Here is a 15,469-nt window from a genome sequence, read left to right on the forward strand (position 1 = left end):
TCCAATAACCGCATGAATATGCAGTATATGGACGGTGCTTCCGTCACGTGCTATGAATGTATGGATAATATAGCATACAATTTCTGGGGGAGCAAGGGATTTATTCTAACCCTTTTTCCTTAAGAGTTGTACGGTGAATCGAACTCAATAATGTTACGGTCCGGATCAAGCACAAAAATCTGCGCGAATCCAGCTACACTGTCAGGTCTCGCTTCATACTCAATTCCCTGCTGCTCCAGCCAGGCTATAGTCCCTGAATAACTGGTGACCCAGATCGCAAAGTGACCGTCTGTAGTATCAATCCCAGCCTCACGTAACGTGTGACCCTCCGGGTGCTGAAGCAGATGAAGCTGCTGGCTGCCGATAGCGTACCATGTACCCGTGGAGCGGAAGGCTGGACGTTCAATCTCCTGCATGCCTAATAACCCCGAGTAGAACTTCTTCGCGATTTCCAGATCACGTACAGCCAGACTAACATGGTGGATGTGTGCATATTCAATCATCTTTTATATCCCCCTCTTTACTTCAATATGACTATACTATAACACCTTGAACCCTGACCATAATCTCCGCTAAACAGAAAAACACCCCTGATTCTAATCCGGTAAACCTCTCGGCTCACACAGATCTAGTTCAGAGGTGCCCTGCAAACGGCATACATTGATGCTTGCTTACCGCATTAAATCATCTTCAGCACATTTGGCATAACCAAATTATTTAGCGCTATCCAATGCTTCTTGTGGAATCTTGATCTCTTCCACTTGATCGTGGTTAGAAAATGTACTGTTCATCTTCATGTCCATCGTCATTTTCTGTCCATTCTGTTCCATCTCCATGACCATGGTTACGTCTGTACTTGCAGGCAGGTAGGTTTCTTTGTTGATCATGTATTTCATCTTCATGCTGGTGATATTCATCTGATCAAGCATGGCTTGCATCTGGGCATCCGATCCGTTTTGCTCCATCACGGCTTTGGCCAGTTCCTTCACGTTATCACCGGATACGTCAGCGTTAATCACATAATTGTCGCCTTCTTCGGTCACTTCAGTATCTTCTTCGATCTTTTTGAATTGCTCCAACTCACCTTCGGGATTCATGCTTGCTTTCATCTGCTCAATCAGTTCCTTGGTTTGAGCTTCAGGAATCGCAACCCATTGATCCCCAACTTGAGAGTAGATTTTATCCGATGTGATATACTGCTTCACGTTCTGAGCTTCCTGTCCCGACATTTCCATTTTCATCTCTTGGTAGATCATCATTGGATCTTTGATGATATCCATTTTGAGCGATGTTTTAACCTGTTGATCCTGTGACTGTTCACCAGCATCCAGTTTCAGATTCTGATCAATGTTTGCTTCAGTTGTGAAGCTTTTCATTTCTTTGGTTGCTGCATTCGTTTTGGTAATCAACTCATCCAGGGTAGGGATCTTTGTTTCCTGCTCCGCAGGTGTATTACCCTCGTTAGATGTTTCATTGTTGGTCGCTGGCGGCGTTGCCGTGTTGTCTGTGTCGTTTCCGCATGCTGCCAAGCTTACTGCTAATAATGCCCCGATAATTAATGTAGTCCACTTCTTCAAGTTGTTTTCCTCCCAAAATAGATATGATCTGTAGTCATTACCCAATTATTTCCGCTATTAATCATCAAATTTGGATACAATGTGTCGCACGAGACTTTTTCACAGAAATCGATCTTTAATCTCAGGTGTAGGCAACATGCAAGCTTCATCCTTGCCAAACCAGCGATAACGGTTGCGAGCAACCCAGTTATAGACTACATTACGAATAAATTTCGGTATGATGATGAACACATATAACAACGGATAAGGAAATTTTAGACCTTTGGCCAATCGCAGTGCGGCGGTTGAACGTGTATAGTATTTTCCATTTTCAATCAGCACAAAGGTGTCCATACTATCTGTCGACAAATTGCCTTTCTTCAGCAATTCCTTGGCTACATCCGATTGAAGCGATGCAAAATGATATTTTCCTTCCGGATCACGCTTGATAATCCATTTGGTTAAGCCCTGGCAGAAGTGACAGACGCCATCCACCAGTACGATGGGATGTCCCTGATGCACATCTGTTTGATTTGCTGTCATATTGGCTGCCTCCTATTGTTGCGGTTAGAGTAACTTACCCAATCTGGGCCTTCTTGTTCACTAATTCTAAATTTATTTCTAGAGGTAGTTCAAAAAGACTGAACACCGCTCTTTTTGAACATGCATTAATGGGAAATATAAAGAAAAAGAGCGCAGGCATTGTGCCCACGCTCGTATCTGTCCGACAATTACTCCGTAACTGCCTTTTCCATCCATTGGTCATCGATCATCTGTTGATGCAGGTCACTTGCCCACTGGTCCATACATTTGCAAATGAAATCTTTGCGACATACTGGACAAGGCGTTTTCTGCAGACGGCTGATATTGGTCATCTTCCATTCCGGGGAACGGGTGTAGAATACACGGCATTTTGTACCGTCTACCAAATTCATTTTGAATTCATACAATCCGTCTTCCTTGTTACCATAAGCTAATTCTAAATCTGCAATACGCGGTCTATAAGACATGGATATCACCTGTTTAATTCAAATTTGGTTCATGCAATGACACTACTCAGTACTAAGTTATATTAAAGAAAATTCAGATCAATGTCAACTCGCGCATGTCTACCCGCCAAACAGAATATCCAGAATCGTCCCTACCTGTCCCTGTTTTTTCCCTTTCAAGACATCCGGATCAAATACTTCAACATACCCGCAGGAAGCACAAGCCACGAACAGGTAGTGGTTATGCTGTATATCAAACATCTTGCTCAGGCCTGCTCCTGACATGGAAACTTCCTTAATGTTACAATCCGTACCCCTGCATTTTGTGCACACAAATCGCCGCTCGATCATCTCTTCAATACTCATCTTCGTTCCCCCTTTATGGAATGTGTAGCATGAAGTGAGAGTGCAATTATGTAAAATAGTACGCGATCTGGCATCTAATCTCCTGCATCATGTCCTTATATGATAATCAACACAAAACCCTGCCGATTGCCAGCAGGGCTTTGTAGTCGAACATCAGGTATCTGGGATACCCTGCTCTATATGTTCCCTTTACTTACCAGGAGTCAAATCTTAAACTACGTTTAATACAACATCAATGTTGCCGCGTGTTGCTTTGGAATATGGACAGAAATCATGCGCCTTGCGGGCCAGTTCCTCTGCTTGACTGTGATCTACACCAGGCATGCTAACGTCCAGACGAACAGACAGCTGGAAACCGTCATCCGCAGGGTCTTTACCAATGGATACGTTACTTGTAACGACCACATCCTCCAATTTCACACCTGCTTTGCGTGCTACATTGGCAAGGGCACTTTCATAACATGCTCCATATCCAGCGGCAAAAAGCTGCTCAGGGTTAGTACCTTCACCACCGGAGCCACCAAGCTCTTTTGGCATTTTTAGATCATGCTTGAGCACGCCATCCGAAGAAGTCACCGAACCTGTACGTCCACCTTTAACTGTCGCTACTGCTGTATATAAAGCTTCCATTCAGAATCTCTCCCTTATCCATATAGTTTTTTTACTGCCTTCCTTTCAATTTAAACTTCTGGCTCATTTTGAAACGCAATTTTGTATCTTTATCAGCTTTTACAACTTTATTATTTTCATGCATTTCAATGCCATGGCTGTATTTTCCCTAAGGTTGGGTAATATACGAAGGGGCATCTTCAAGCTATAACCGAAATTTTGTGCTGATACATAAAAGTTGCACTAGACAAAAATAATTGAAGGAGTACAATGTAACAATAAACATAAAAATTTAGATATATCATGAGTGGTTTGTACCGCATCAATATCTCAAAATCAATAATTCAAAGTCAGGTGATTATCGTATGAGTAAAAAAAATCCGTTCAACGCTCCTTCAAGAGAATCATTATCTACTGCGGGCATGGCCCCTTCCCTTGGAGAAGCACATAGTTCCATGAAAGTTCCGCAGAATGCTGCATGGTGGAAGAAATTCCTCGCCTTTGTAGGCCCAGGATACCTCGTTGCCGTAGGTTACATGGACCCGGGGAACTGGGCAACAGATATCGCAGGCGGCTCGCAGTTCGGGTATACCTTGTTATCCGTTATCCTGTTATCGAACCTGATGGCCGTTGTCCTTCAGTCGCTGGCTGGCAAGCTCGGCATCGTCACTGGACGGGATCTGGCTCAAGCCTGTCGTGAAAGATTCAGCATGCCTGTTGTTATGATGTTATGGATTCTGTGTGAACTCGCCATTGCAGCTACCGATCTGGCTGAGGTCATAGGTTCTGCCATCGCATTAAAGCTGTTATTTAACATCCCCATGTTATACGGCGTTATCATCACCGCAGTTGATGTACTCCTGATTCTTGTTCTGCAAAACAAAGGCTTCCGCGCTTTGGAAACTCTCGTCATTGTGCTGATGGCAACCATCGCCCTCTGTTTCGGGATTGATCTGTTTCTGGCAAAACCGGATATGGGCGGTGTTCTCCATGGTTTTGTACCAAATGTTGAGATTCTGCAAAACCCGGCCATGCTCTATATTGCCATTGGTATTATCGGAGCAACCGTGATGCCGCATAATCTGTACCTGCATTCTTCCATTGTGCAGACCCGTCAGATCGAACAGACACCACAGGGCAAAAAAGAAGCCATTCGGTACTCGACCATGGATTCTACGATTGCGCTGACACTGGCCCTGTTCATCAATGCAGCCATCCTGATTGTATCTGCCGCTGTATTTCACAGTGCTGGTATGACGCAGGTTGCTGAGATCGCTGATGCCTATCATCTGCTGACACCTCTATTAGGTACTACGGTTGCAAGTATCCTGTTCGGTGTGGCGCTGTTAGCATCAGGTCAGAACTCTACCCTTACAGGTACACTCGCTGGGCAGATCGTTATGGAAGGTTTCCTGAACATTCGAATTCCGGCATGGCTACGCAGACTGGTCACACGTCTGATCGCCATCATCCCGGCGGTAATTGTCACAGCGATTGCAGGAGAACATGGCACAGAAGAACTACTCATTTTGAGCCAGGTCGTGCTGTCACTTCAATTGCCCTTTGCTGTAATTCCCCTGGTGATGTTCACAAGTGATAAAAAAAGTATGGGTGCATTCGCCAACAAATTGTGGCTCAAAATCATCTCATGGGTCATTACAGCTATTATCGTTATGCTAAATGTATATCTGATCATTCAGACGATCCGCTTGTTCTAATCTCATTCTAATCGACTAAATACTAAAAAGGCTGACCAACTCCGGTATGCTATACCCAAGTTGATCAGCCTTTATTGTTGCAATCCAATAAACAACCATCTGAATCTAATCCTGATTTGGTATCAGTAACGGCAAGAGTTGATCCAATGAATCAACAGTCCAATCCGCACGTTTGTCATCCGATAGTTCTGGCTGGAATCTTCCGTAACCCTGCATAATTCGAATCGTACGCATGCCCAGCTTCCGAGCAGGTATAATGTCGTTATCGATCCGATCGCCGATCATGACGGCTTCCTCCGGTTCACAACCGGCCTGCTTCAAGGCCACAGCGTATAACTCAGGGTCTGGCTTGGACACTCCTTCTTCAGCCGAACATGCCAGAACATCAACATACTTCCGCAAGCCGTAACTCTCCAGTCTCTCTTCCGTTCCAGGACTCTGATTGGCAATAATGCCAATGCGATAATGCCGTGACAACTGCTGAAGAACGGAATCTGCTGAAGGAAAAGGACGTTCAAGATCTTTTTGAAACTTCAGCTTGTCCTGAATCTGTTTTTGATGTCCCTCGTCTTTAACAAATGTGCGAATTGCCACTCTCATAGGCCATTGCTCATATTTTCGGTAACAGTTCGCGAACAGTTCGCGTACCGTCTCAATCTTCACCGGATACCCCAAAACACAAGCTTCACGGACGAACTGTCCAATAATATCATCAACCGGCTCCCATTCATCCACCAGTGTATCTCCAACATCAAAAAACAACCATTTCAATCCACCTACATCCGGCACGCCAATTCCTCCTTGTAAGCCACAGGTGATTCCTGATCCTAATCGAGTTCAAAAAGTCTGGTTTTCAGTACCAAGAAGATGGAATGAAGCTAGAAATGGAGTAGCGGAGCGTAGGGAAAACTACGTGAGCCACGGACATTTCGGCTGAATTTCATATTCGATGCTGATGATGCCGTTAGGCATCCTTCGTAATCAAAAGCGGACTTTTTGAACAACCTATAGAAACCATAAAAAAGAAGACTCACCATCCTGCATGAGTCTCCTCAAACTTCCGTTTATCGATACATTCAATTATAACAGGCACCTTACACCTGAGCAATCACAAGCTATGGCATTAACCATTGAGGAGAAAGCCAACTTCCCCATTGAGCGAATATACAATCCGGTCTGCGCCCATGCCCCGATAGATGCCCTTAGGATGACTCTGCTCCGTAATGACGCACAGGGATTTCGATGTCCATGAACGGCAGATCTGTAAATAACGACAGGTCAGATTCAGGCTGTTCTCGAAAATAAACACGTTGCCTACGCTGCCCTGCGGCAAAAACCATTTTTGAGCTGCAGCCGTATTCATGCGAATGACATGTTCTACTCCGATTCTACGGAGTCTTCGCTCTTCCCCTGCACTGTTGGTTAGAACGGCAAACGGCATTTTTTTGTACATCAGCAATTTGATAAATTTGCGTCCTGCTTCATTTGGAGCAGTCACTAAGATCATCTCAGTATCCATCATTCGTTCCTCCCTTGGCGTGAAAAGACAACAAAAAAGAAGCGTGGGGGACCAAGGCCTCCCGAACGCTTCTTAAATAACCCATGGCGAAAACACCATGAACCAGCGTACGGCTTGTTGCCTCTCCCTTTAACGCTTACGAGGTTAGCTGACGGATTCGGGCGCGAGAGTCGCCCTATTTCCGGCTGTCACCGGAAAATTCACCCCATGAATGCCCACTGTCCTGGACAGCGCATTCCGTTGGTTCCCCCGTTTCCCATTCATTAATGAATGGAAACTCAGCGATTAAAACATCGTTCGTATATCTTAAGGTAAGATCGAGCGATATTATCGTTTGTTTCGTTTTTCAAGTACAATTTAGTTTAAATTGAAATTACGTTATGAATCATACACCCCCGCCATGACGGTGTAAAGTCCTTACAGATCACCGAATCGGCAGATTTTTGCCAATACTCGTTCATAATAACGCTTACAATAAGGTTATACTCTATCCATCTCTTCAAGGCTATCTAATTCTCACTCTAACGAAAATCCCTTCGTAATTCATTCACGTATTCAGCACAACTTGCCTGTTTTGATTCTTTTAACACCATATTAGTTTTGCAATATTTAATTGCAACCAATATAATAGAAGATATAAGAGTAAATAAATGGAGGCGATTTAGATGACAGTCTACGATTACAAAGTGAATACCCTTCGCGGTCAAGAAGTTGAAATGTCCGACTACCGTGACAAAGTGCTCCTGATTGTGAATACGGCAAGCTCATGCGGCCTTACCCCTCAATTCAAAGGTCTGCAAGAATTGCAAGACAAATTTCAAGATGCTCCATTTGAAGTGCTTGGTTTCCCAAGCAACCAGTTTGCACAGGAAAAAGGATCTTCCGACGATATTGCCGAGTTCTGTCAGATGAATTATGGCGTGAGCTTCCCCATGTTTGAGAAAATTGATGTGAACGGCTCAAGCGCTCACCCTCTTTTCCAACACCTTAGCACAGAGGCTCCTGGCCTGCTCGGCTCCAAAGCAATCAAATGGAATTTCACCAAATTCCTCGTGGATCAGAACGGACAGGTCATTAAACGTTATGCTCCCAAAACAACACCGGACAAGATTGAAGAAGATATCAAGAATTTGCTGCAAAAATAATACACAGGCTACCCGTAGCCGGAAGGTAGAGCAACATTCCTCCGGTAATGGATGGCCTTTTTTCAACCCAGATGTCATACTGTTCGAAAAAGACAAAAAAAGAAGCTTCCCATTAATGGAAAGCTTCTTTTTAATCGTTCATATGATGCGGTCGAGAGGACTCGAACCTCCACGGGCATACGCCCACTACCCCCTCAAGATAGCGTGTCTGCCATTCCACCACGACCGCATGTCGTAAATAATCGGCAACAGAATTGATTATACCGGGTTCAGAACTAAAAGTAAAGTATTTTTTAATACTTCTTTTTCAGCTAGGCATTTTCATCAAAAATCGCATAATCTCGTCATCTTTACCCATGAACTGCATATGATTAGATTTGATCCCCTCTTTTTCGGTAAGAGCCGATCTTGTTGATTCATTTATATATAGTCCTGCCTTATATATAGTCCTCCCTGCACTTCTCCACATAAATAACACAATAAGTTATATAAAATAACACAATATTAAATTCCAGATTTAATCCATTAAATTTCACGGATACTATTGACAAAAATCGGACATTTATGGGATGATAACTATCATATAATTCGGATTTTTAAACATAAAGCAAACAAAAAGGAATATTAATGTCACTTAAAGTGACATTTAACGAACACAGGAGGCGAATGATTGTGAACCGTGGGAATAAGCTGCTCGATTATGTCAAACTGCTTGATTCCTCTATTCAGGTTGGAGGGTTCACCCATTCCTTCGGCATGGATATCCATATCAGGGAGGGTACCATTCGTAATGCTGAAGATCTCGAATCATTTATGCGTTGTCAGTTGCATCCCAGCATCGTTCGTCTTGAAGGTATGGCCATCAAAGGTATCTATACCGCAGCAGATCACAAGGATACATGGCGGATAGCTCTGATCGACAAGCTTGTCCATGTTCAGCGAACCCCTGGAGATCTCAGAGAACAAGCTGCCGCCATGGGTAAACGATTGATCAGACTCGCACGCGCTCTGCACCCCTGGATTGAATTCAGCCAGCTCGAACAGATCTTTGCCAAATATGATTCGGTTGGCTGCCTCTCCACTGTTCACGCCTGGATTAACCACCACCTCGACATCCCGGTCGAGGAGGCGGTCCTTGGTTACCTGCATTCAGCCATGAATGCCTGCATAACCGAAGCCTCCAAAGTCATTCCCCTGAACAACGATACAACCAAGGATCTGATGGTCCGCCTGGCCACAGATCTGGAGAATGAATGGAAGACCGTCAGCGCCTCGGCTGCGGATGGACTGGCACAGCCAACCTCGATGTCCATGAAATCGTTTTTCCCCAGTTTCCATATGCTCGGAGCTGGACTTCATGCCTACAGGGCCTAATCCTCTTCCTCCTCATGCCTGCTCCCCTTCATTCAAACAAACTAAAAAACACGCGGCAACCTCCTTGCCGACGTGTTTTTTGTCATTTTATTTGTTTTATTTACGTATTTACGCCATTTATAATCACAAAATACACTTTTTTCCGTCTTTTTTAATTGTTAGATGACGAATTTACGTATATAATGAAACATACAGCTCGCATTTCTATATATTCTACATGAAGAAAGGGCGGCTGAATACTACATTCTAACCAGGGGTGAACCCTTTTGAACAAGAAAAAACCAGTTACTCCGTTCGGATGGGCCATCAAACGACGGCTAACCGAACTTCAAGTGGACCAGAAGACCTTTTGTGAACAGCATGGCATCCCACCCTATCGTTTATCCAATCTTATTCACGGCACACGCAAAGCAACCCGATTCAGGCACCTGGTCGCTGATATTTTGGATATTCCAGATGAACTGAGATAAGATTTCTGCCAAAGGAGGGTCTCATCCATGAGACATGTTACATCCGATCTGGAGAGGCTGTCGTTCCAGTCCATACGTCACCAGCTCATCATCGTTGATGACAATTGGATTATCCAAAGTTGTAACCGTGCCTGGCAACAGGGACTTGGTCAATGCTCACCAAACCCGGATATACACAGTAGTCATAGACACTACCTGCACCTGACGGAAGCCTGGGCAAAACGAGGCAAGAACGCTAACATGGCACTTGTCGCACAGAATTTGAAAGAACGCGGAATACCCTTTAATCGAAATCATACATATGACATCTGCGTGTATACTGTATACAACGAAAAGAGGTGGTTTCGTGTAGAACTCACCCCTCTATCTTATTCAAATTCAATTCTGGATACCGATCTTGCTTTAATTGCACACATGGATATTACCGAACAGAGAAAGACAGAACACCAATTGAAGAAGGCATTGTCTGAAGTGCGCACATTGCGCGGACTGCTGCCTATTTGCGCCGTCTGCAAACAAATCAAGGACGAAGAGGAACACTGGAACTCCGTTGAGAGTTATCTGGAGAAGCATACCCACGCCGAATTCACCCATGACATCTGTCCGGAATGCATCCGGCGGTTATATCCGAAATACTCGAATATCCTGGACAAGCGCTCCTGAAACCTTTCTCCACTCGCCGACTAACTACAACTATACGGAGAGATGATGTTCAAACTGCGACATATCCAGTTCTTGCGGTGTCCCATGCAGGGTTATGGTTCCTTTGTCCATGATATAGATGTAATCTGCGGCACTTCGTACAAAATCAATACTCTGCTCTACCAGCAGAACCGAGAGGTTCCCCTTTGCCTTGAGCTGCAAAATAACCTGCCGAATGTCCTCCACGATAGAAGGCTGGATGCCTTCTGTCGGCTCATCAAGGAGCAACAACCCCGGACGCGAAGCCAATGCCCGAGCGAACGCCAACTGTTGCTGCTGTCCACCACTCAGATCCCCGCCCTGCCGTCCATACATCGTAGCAAGCACTGGAAACATCGCCAGTACATCCTCCGGGAACGTTTTTACTCCCGGTGCACTTGTCTCCAGACCAAGCAATAAGTTTTCTTTCACCGTAAGCTGCGGGAAAATCTCCCGCCCCTGCGGTACATACCCAATCCCTGCCCTTGCCCGCTTGGCTGTGTCCAAGGTGGATAACTCCTGATTTTGCCACTGAATACTGCCCTTGCGTGTTTTGAGCAGCCCCATTAATGTTTTCATCAACGTTGTTTTCCCCACACCGTTACGGCCCATCAGACACACCACCTGTCCAGGCTGTACATCCAGGTTCACACCACGAAGCACATTGCTTTCCCCGTAGCCGGATTCAATTCGTTGCAGCGACAGCATGGTCATCCCTCCTTTTGCCCAGATACACTTCTGCCACTTTCGGGTCTGCCTGTACCTCCGCCATCGTACCTTCCTTCAGCAGTTTCCCTTCATGCATCACCGTTACCTTGGCTGCGAACTCTCGCACAAACTCCATATCATGCTCCACCACCACAACCGAGCGTTCACGCGCAATCTCTTGCAGAAGTCGCCCGGTCTTGTGTGTTTCTTCATCCGTCATGCCTGCGGCTGGTTCGTCCAGCAACAACACCCGCGGCTCCTGTAGAAGCAACATGCCAATCTCCAGCCACTGCTTCTCCCCATGTGATAACGCTCCTGCACGAGCATCAACGCGGTCTTGCAGACCAATCTGGAGGGTAACATGCTCCATGGCAGCACTCATTTTCCCATATCTCCGAATGCCAATGGCTTGTAAAGGGGAACGGCGAGTCTCCGCCGCCAGCATCAGATTCTCCTGTACCGTCAGACCTGCAAAGATCGATGGCGCCTGGAATTTGCGTCCCACACCTTTGCGAACAATCTGGTGCTCCTTCAGTCGTGTTAATTCCGTGCCATCCCCCATCTTCACCGTGCCGGACATGGGTTTTGTTTTGCCACATATCACATCCAGCATCGTTGTTTTCCCAGCACCATTGGGTCCGATTAGAAAATGCAGATCATGTTCATGCAACTTCAGATTCATGCCTTTGACAGCAACGAACCCACCAAAGGCCACCGTAATATCCACGGCTACCAACACCGCTGATTCCTCAGTAGACTTTAGGTTTTTCCCGAGTGACTTGGACATGCGCACTCTCTCCTCTCCGCTTCAGCAAGCGAACGACATGACGATACACACCTACAATACCGTTTGGCATGAACAAAACTACCGTTACAAAGAGCCCACCAATGACAAACAGCCACCCTTCAGGGTAAGCCTCACTTATGCCTGTTTTGGCTGCATTCAGCACCACCGCTCCGATGACCGCTCCAATAAGCGTACCGCGACCACCCAACGCAACCCACAGGACCATCTCAATGGAGGGTACAATCCCCATCATCGATGGCGAGATAATACCCACCTGAAGAACAAACAACATGCCCGCGATACCTGCAAGCGCACCGGAAAAAGCAAAAGCCAGCGTTTTATATCCTGCCGGATCATATCCGAGGAATCGCACCCGATTCTCTCCATCACGCGCTGCTTCGAGCACCTGGCCGAACCGGCTGTTCACCATCCGACGACAGAGCACATACGCGATCACCAGAACAGCAAGCGTTATATAGTAGAGAGCAATCGTTGTTCCAGCGGAATGAAGTGTAAAACCAAAGATCGAATTATATCCGGTAATGCCATTTGTTCCACCCGTCCATTCCTGTTTACCAACAAAGAGTGTTACCATAATAAGAACCAAAGCTTGAGTCAGGATGGTAAAATAAACACCGGTGATCCGGTTGCGGAACGTAAACCACCCCAGAGCAAAGGCAAGCAATGCCGGAAGGGCTATCCCCAATAACAGCGCCACCGGGAAAGAGCGAAATGGTTCCCAGAACCACGGCAGACCACTGAGACCACTCCATCCCATGAAGTCAGGAAGCGTTGCTCCACTGGCCTGAAGCTTCAGATACATCGCCATCGCGTACCCACCCAGACCAAAGAACACCCCATGCCCAAGGCTCAGCACACCCCCATATCCCCAGATCAGATCGAGACCGATGGCCAGGATTGCCAGTGCCAAAAACTTGGCTAACAGACTCAGACGAAACTCCGTGGAGATTAGCGGGGCAAGACACATCATGATCAGCACAACCGCCCAGATAATTCTCATTTTCAGACTGCCAGTCTTGAATAAAGCGGACATGAACTAACCCCCTTTTTCACGTTAATCGAGACTCCGTGTGCGCATCGCGACCAAGCCGCGTGGTTTCCATTGCAGGAAAGCAACGATACATACAAACACAAGCACCTTGCCAATGGAGGCCGAGGTATAAGTTTCGAACAGCGTGTTGAACATACCAATCCCCAATGCACCACACACGGTTCCAACCAATTTTCCCACACCACCCAAAACAACCACCATGAACGCATCCACAATATAATACGTACCAAGCGAAGGACCAATCGGACCAATGAGCGTTAATGCACAGCCAGCAATTCCGGCAATGCCCGAACCAATCGCAAAGGTCATGCCATCCACCCGCCGGGTCGAAATCCCAAGACACCCCGCCATGCTCCGATTCTGCATCACAGCCCTCATTCGTCTTCCGGAAGATGTTCGATAGATATAGAGATACATACACAGCAGCACCACCGCAACCAGTGCGATAATGAAAATTCGTTTATACGGAAATACAATACCATCCGAGATCGCCAATCCCCCATTGAGCCAAGCCGGACTGGATACTCCCACATTGGGTGCTCCGAATATGGTACGGGCCAGTTGTTGCAGCATCATGCCTACACCCCATGTCGCAAGCAGACTATCAAGCGGCCTGCCATACAGATGCCTGATCAGAACCACTTCAAGCAACCAGCCAATTAGAGCCGCTACAATGAACGCAATCGGCAGAGCCACAACAAAATAGGCACCAAACCACGCCGCTGGAGCATAGGACATGAACAGATTTTGTGTTACATATGTTGCATATGCACCGATCATGATCAGTTCACCGTGAGCCATATTGATGACATTCATCAGCCCAAACGTTACTGCAAGCCCCAATGCAATCAACAACAGAATTGAACTGATACTCAGACCATTGAACATCTGCAGGATAAACATATCCATCGCTATCCCCTCCTCCATACCGTGACTCTCGATATTTCACATGAATTCAATTATGGGCAGTAACACTTTCCACATCACAGTAACGCTTTACCGCGATACGGTAAGAGGATGTGTTGTCACACCCTCGTTTATGTTTCAGCTGCTTTGAAGCGAGTTGCCTGTTTTATTGCGAGGTTTCTATGTTATTTAGCGCTGAGGGTTGCTCCCCATTCATACGTTTTCAGATAAGGGTCCGGCTTGACAGGCTCACCAGAATTCCACAATTCCTGGAACTGCCCATCCTCCTGCACCTCACCGATCCGTACGGTTTTGTAGATATGCTGATTCTCTCCATCCACGGTTACCTTACCTTCCGGGGCATCAAACTCCAGACCCTTGGCAGCTGCCTTCACCTTCTCCACGTCGGTTGATCCTGCTTTTTCCACCGCCGCCTTCCAGAGATAAACCGCCACATATCCCGCTTCAATCGGATCAGCTGTCACTCGATCAGCACCGTATTTTTCTTTATACTTGGCAACAAATGTTGCATTCTCAGGTGTATCCGTTGTCTGATAATAATTCCACGAAGCCAGATGCCCCTTCAATACGTCTGCGCCAATACCACGGATTTCTTCCTCCGCCACACTTACCGAGAGGGTCGTCATCTGATCCGAGGAGATTCCGGCATCCTTCAATTGTTTGAAAAAGGCCACATTGCTATCTCCGTTCAGCGTATTGTATACAATATCCGGCTTCGCAGCCTTGATTTTGCTAATGATGGTACTGTAATCGGTATGACCCAGCGGTGTGTACTCCTCACCCACCACTTCGCCGCCCTCTGCTGCGAGTTGTGCCTTAATGACCTGATTGGCCGTTTTCGGAAATACATAATCTGAACCGAGCAGATAAAACGTCTTGCCCCTGTTCTCCAGTAACCAGGTTACGGATGGAACGATCTGTTGATTGGTTGTTGCTCCTGTATAAAAAATATTTGGCGACGATTCCAATCCCTCATATTGCACCGGGTAAAACAATAAACCTTTATTCTGTTCAAACACCGGGAGCATAGCCTTCCGACTTGCAGAGGTCCATCCACCAAATACAGCAGCGACCTTATCCTGTTGCAGTAACTTTCCAGCCTTCTCCGCAAAAGTAGGCCAATCCGAAGCGCCATCCTCAATTACAGGCTCAATCTGTTTACCCAAAACTCCGCCCGCGGCGTTGATCTCTTCAATGGCAAGCATCTCCGCATCTTTAACAGATACTTCACTGATCGCCATCGTTCCGCTGAGAGAGTGAAGAATGCCAACTTTAATCGGTTCACCGGATGCAGCCGGCTCTCCTGTACCACCTGAACCCGAAGCTTCAGGCGGCGCAGTGCCCTCCACACATCCTGTCATCACAATGACCGCACCGAGCAAAATACTCCATAACTTGACCGAATTCTTCTTCAATAGCCTACACTCCCTTTTTTTAGTCTATTGACGAACATTAAGGTCTTTTGCGTCCGAAATGTTCGTTGATCCAAATTATGGAGGGTCACACTCCTCATGTCAATATAGCTTACATAATTTTATTTCATGCCTA

At 46.2% G+C, this 15,469-nt stretch carries 18 protein-coding genes, 1 tRNA gene and 1 riboswitch; of the genes, 5 read left to right on the plus strand and 14 right to left on the minus strand.

Features of this window, described 5'->3' with window-relative positions; all coding sequences use genetic code 11:
• Positions 1-119 precede the first annotated feature (119 nt).
• From PAEAM_RS30595 to PAEAM_RS30620, 6 genes are all read right to left on the minus strand, one after another.
• Positions 120-503 (minus strand): VOC family protein, encoded by a 384-nt coding sequence (locus PAEAM_RS30595; protein ID WP_047842030.1) that lies wholly within the window; start codon positions 501-503, stop codon positions 120-122.
• 210 nt (positions 504-713) lie between these two features.
• Positions 714-1,577, minus strand: a complete 864-nt coding sequence (locus tag PAEAM_RS30600) for a DUF6612 family protein (protein WP_100529935.1) — start codon at positions 1,575-1,577, stop codon at positions 714-716.
• Between the two features lie 99 nt (positions 1,578-1,676).
• On the minus strand, positions 1,677-2,099 hold the full coding sequence (locus tag PAEAM_RS30605; RefSeq protein WP_100529936.1) for a thiol-disulfide oxidoreductase DCC family protein: 423 nt from the start codon (positions 2,097-2,099) through the stop codon (positions 1,677-1,679).
• 188 nt (positions 2,100-2,287) lie between these two features.
• Complete coding sequence (locus PAEAM_RS30610) at positions 2,288-2,566, minus strand: hypothetical protein (protein ID WP_036610814.1); 279 nt, start codon at positions 2,564-2,566, stop codon at positions 2,288-2,290.
• Between the two features lie 99 nt (positions 2,567-2,665).
• Positions 2,666-2,911, minus strand: a complete 246-nt coding sequence (locus tag PAEAM_RS30615; protein ID WP_036610816.1) for a zinc ribbon domain-containing protein — start codon at positions 2,909-2,911, stop codon at positions 2,666-2,668.
• Between the two features lie 210 nt (positions 2,912-3,121).
• The gene (locus tag PAEAM_RS30620; RefSeq protein WP_036610819.1) at positions 3,122-3,541 is read right to left on the minus strand and encodes an organic hydroperoxide resistance protein; all 420 of its coding nucleotides are present in this window, start codon (positions 3,539-3,541) and stop codon (positions 3,122-3,124) included.
• Positions 3,542-3,942: 401 nt separating this feature from the next.
• Here PAEAM_RS30620 and PAEAM_RS30625 point away from each other — a divergent pair, with 401 nt between their 5' ends.
• Positions 3,943-5,238: an Nramp family divalent metal transporter gene (locus PAEAM_RS30625; protein ID WP_047844170.1), complete on the plus strand. Its 1,296-nt coding sequence runs from the start codon at positions 3,943-3,945 to the stop codon at positions 5,236-5,238.
• Between the two features lie 105 nt (positions 5,239-5,343).
• Here PAEAM_RS30625 and PAEAM_RS30630 read toward each other — a convergent pair whose 3' ends face one another.
• Both PAEAM_RS30630 and PAEAM_RS30635 read right to left on the minus strand, forming a co-directional pair.
• Positions 5,344-6,027, minus strand: coding sequence for an HAD family hydrolase (locus tag PAEAM_RS30630; protein ID WP_036669077.1), 684 nt, complete (start codon positions 6,025-6,027; stop codon positions 5,344-5,346).
• 334 nt (positions 6,028-6,361) lie between these two features.
• Positions 6,362-6,760: an HAD family hydrolase gene (locus tag PAEAM_RS30635; RefSeq protein WP_235193755.1), complete on the minus strand. Its 399-nt coding sequence runs from the start codon at positions 6,758-6,760 to the stop codon at positions 6,362-6,364.
• Positions 6,761-6,875: 115 nt separating this feature from the next.
• A riboswitch (cyclic di-AMP (ydaO/yuaA leader) is annotated at positions 6,876-7,051 on the minus strand.
• A gap of 371 nt (positions 7,052-7,422) precedes the next feature.
• Here PAEAM_RS30635 and PAEAM_RS30640 point away from each other — a divergent pair.
• On the plus strand, positions 7,423-7,902 hold the full coding sequence (locus tag PAEAM_RS30640; RefSeq protein ID WP_036610823.1) for a glutathione peroxidase: 480 nt from the start codon (positions 7,423-7,425) through the stop codon (positions 7,900-7,902).
• Positions 7,903-8,048: 146 nt separating this feature from the next.
• Here the strand turns inward: PAEAM_RS30640 and PAEAM_RS30645 are convergent.
• A tRNA-Leu gene (locus tag PAEAM_RS30645) sits at positions 8,049-8,131 on the minus strand.
• 443 nt (positions 8,132-8,574) lie between these two features.
• On the opposite strand from PAEAM_RS30645, the gene PAEAM_RS30650 reads away from it, so the two are divergent.
• From PAEAM_RS30650 to PAEAM_RS30660, 3 genes are all read left to right on the plus strand, one after another.
• A complete protein-coding gene (locus tag PAEAM_RS30650; RefSeq protein ID WP_162158974.1) occupies positions 8,575-9,276 on the plus strand; it encodes an urease accessory protein UreF in 702 nt (233 codons plus the stop codon).
• 266 nt (positions 9,277-9,542) lie between these two features.
• Entirely contained in the window at positions 9,543-9,746 is a 204-nt protein-coding gene (locus tag PAEAM_RS30655; RefSeq protein WP_017690011.1) for a hypothetical protein, read from the plus strand.
• Positions 9,747-9,773: 27 nt separating this feature from the next.
• Complete coding sequence (locus tag PAEAM_RS30660) at positions 9,774-10,409, plus strand: nitrogen regulation protein NR(II) (RefSeq protein WP_053061478.1); 636 nt, start codon at positions 9,774-9,776, stop codon at positions 10,407-10,409.
• A gap of 30 nt (positions 10,410-10,439) precedes the next feature.
• Here PAEAM_RS30660 and urtE read toward each other — a convergent pair whose 3' ends face one another.
• The 5 genes from urtE to urtA form a co-directional block, all read right to left on the minus strand.
• Positions 10,440-11,135, minus strand: coding sequence for an urea ABC transporter ATP-binding subunit UrtE (gene urtE, locus PAEAM_RS30665; protein WP_076209466.1), 696 nt, complete (start codon positions 11,133-11,135; stop codon positions 10,440-10,442).
• The gene (gene urtD / locus PAEAM_RS30670) at positions 11,113-11,922 is read right to left on the minus strand and encodes an urea ABC transporter ATP-binding protein UrtD (protein WP_100529938.1); all 810 of its coding nucleotides are present in this window, start codon (positions 11,920-11,922) and stop codon (positions 11,113-11,115) included. Before urtD ends, urtE begins: the two co-directional genes overlap by 23 nt.
• Positions 11,885-12,976: an urea ABC transporter permease subunit UrtC gene (gene urtC, locus PAEAM_RS30675; RefSeq protein WP_100529939.1), complete on the minus strand. Its 1,092-nt coding sequence runs from the start codon at positions 12,974-12,976 to the stop codon at positions 11,885-11,887. Before urtC ends, urtD begins: the two co-directional genes overlap by 38 nt.
• A gap of 21 nt (positions 12,977-12,997) precedes the next feature.
• Positions 12,998-13,903 (minus strand): urea ABC transporter permease subunit UrtB, encoded by a 906-nt coding sequence (gene urtB / locus PAEAM_RS30680; protein WP_036610830.1) that lies wholly within the window; start codon positions 13,901-13,903, stop codon positions 12,998-13,000.
• 182 nt (positions 13,904-14,085) lie between these two features.
• Positions 14,086-15,336: an urea ABC transporter substrate-binding protein gene (urtA, locus tag PAEAM_RS30685; RefSeq protein ID WP_100529940.1), complete on the minus strand. Its 1,251-nt coding sequence runs from the start codon at positions 15,334-15,336 to the stop codon at positions 14,086-14,088.
• Positions 15,337-15,469 lie beyond the last annotated feature (133 nt).

It is taken from the genome of Paenibacillus sp. GM1FR, from assembly GCF_002803315.1.
Lineage (GTDB): Bacteria > Bacillota > Bacilli > Paenibacillales > Paenibacillaceae > Paenibacillus > Paenibacillus amylolyticus.

What these genes read in the sequence shown, in the direction of transcription:
- PAEAM_RS30605 (WP_100529936.1), bottom strand. Translation starts at nt 2,099, where the DNA reads ATGACAGCAAATCAAACAGATGTGCATCAGGGACATCCCATCGTACTG.
- PAEAM_RS30615 (WP_036610816.1), bottom strand. Translation starts at nt 2,911, where the DNA reads ATGAGTATTGAAGAGATGATCGAGCGGCGATTTGTGTGCACAAAATGC.
- urtB (WP_036610830.1), bottom strand. Translation starts at nt 13,903, where the DNA reads ATGGATATGTTTATCCTGCAGATGTTCAATGGTCTGAGTATCAGTTCA.
- PAEAM_RS30640 (WP_036610823.1), top strand. Translation starts at nt 7,423, where the DNA reads ATGACAGTCTACGATTACAAAGTGAATACCCTTCGCGGTCAAGAAGTT.
- PAEAM_RS30595 (WP_047842030.1), bottom strand. Translation starts at nt 503, where the DNA reads ATGATTGAATATGCACACATCCACCATGTTAGTCTGGCTGTACGTGAT.
- urtE (WP_076209466.1), bottom strand. Translation starts at nt 11,135, where the DNA reads ATGCTGTCGCTGCAACGAATTGAATCCGGCTACGGGGAAAGCAATGTG.
- PAEAM_RS30620 (WP_036610819.1), bottom strand. Translation starts at nt 3,541, where the DNA reads ATGGAAGCTTTATATACAGCAGTAGCGACAGTTAAAGGTGGACGTACA.
- urtD (WP_100529938.1), bottom strand. Translation starts at nt 11,922, where the DNA reads ATGTCCAAGTCACTCGGGAAAAACCTAAAGTCTACTGAGGAATCAGCG.
- PAEAM_RS30610 (WP_036610814.1), bottom strand. Translation starts at nt 2,566, where the DNA reads ATGTCTTATAGACCGCGTATTGCAGATTTAGAATTAGCTTATGGTAAC.
- urtC (WP_100529939.1), bottom strand. Translation starts at nt 12,976, where the DNA reads ATGTCCGCTTTATTCAAGACTGGCAGTCTGAAAATGAGAATTATCTGG.
- PAEAM_RS30660 (WP_053061478.1), top strand. Translation starts at nt 9,774, where the DNA reads ATGAGACATGTTACATCCGATCTGGAGAGGCTGTCGTTCCAGTCCATA.
- PAEAM_RS30625 (WP_047844170.1), top strand. Translation starts at nt 3,943, where the DNA reads ATGGCCCCTTCCCTTGGAGAAGCACATAGTTCCATGAAAGTTCCGCAG.
- PAEAM_RS30635 (WP_235193755.1), bottom strand. Translation starts at nt 6,760, where the DNA reads ATGATGGATACTGAGATGATCTTAGTGACTGCTCCAAATGAAGCAGGA.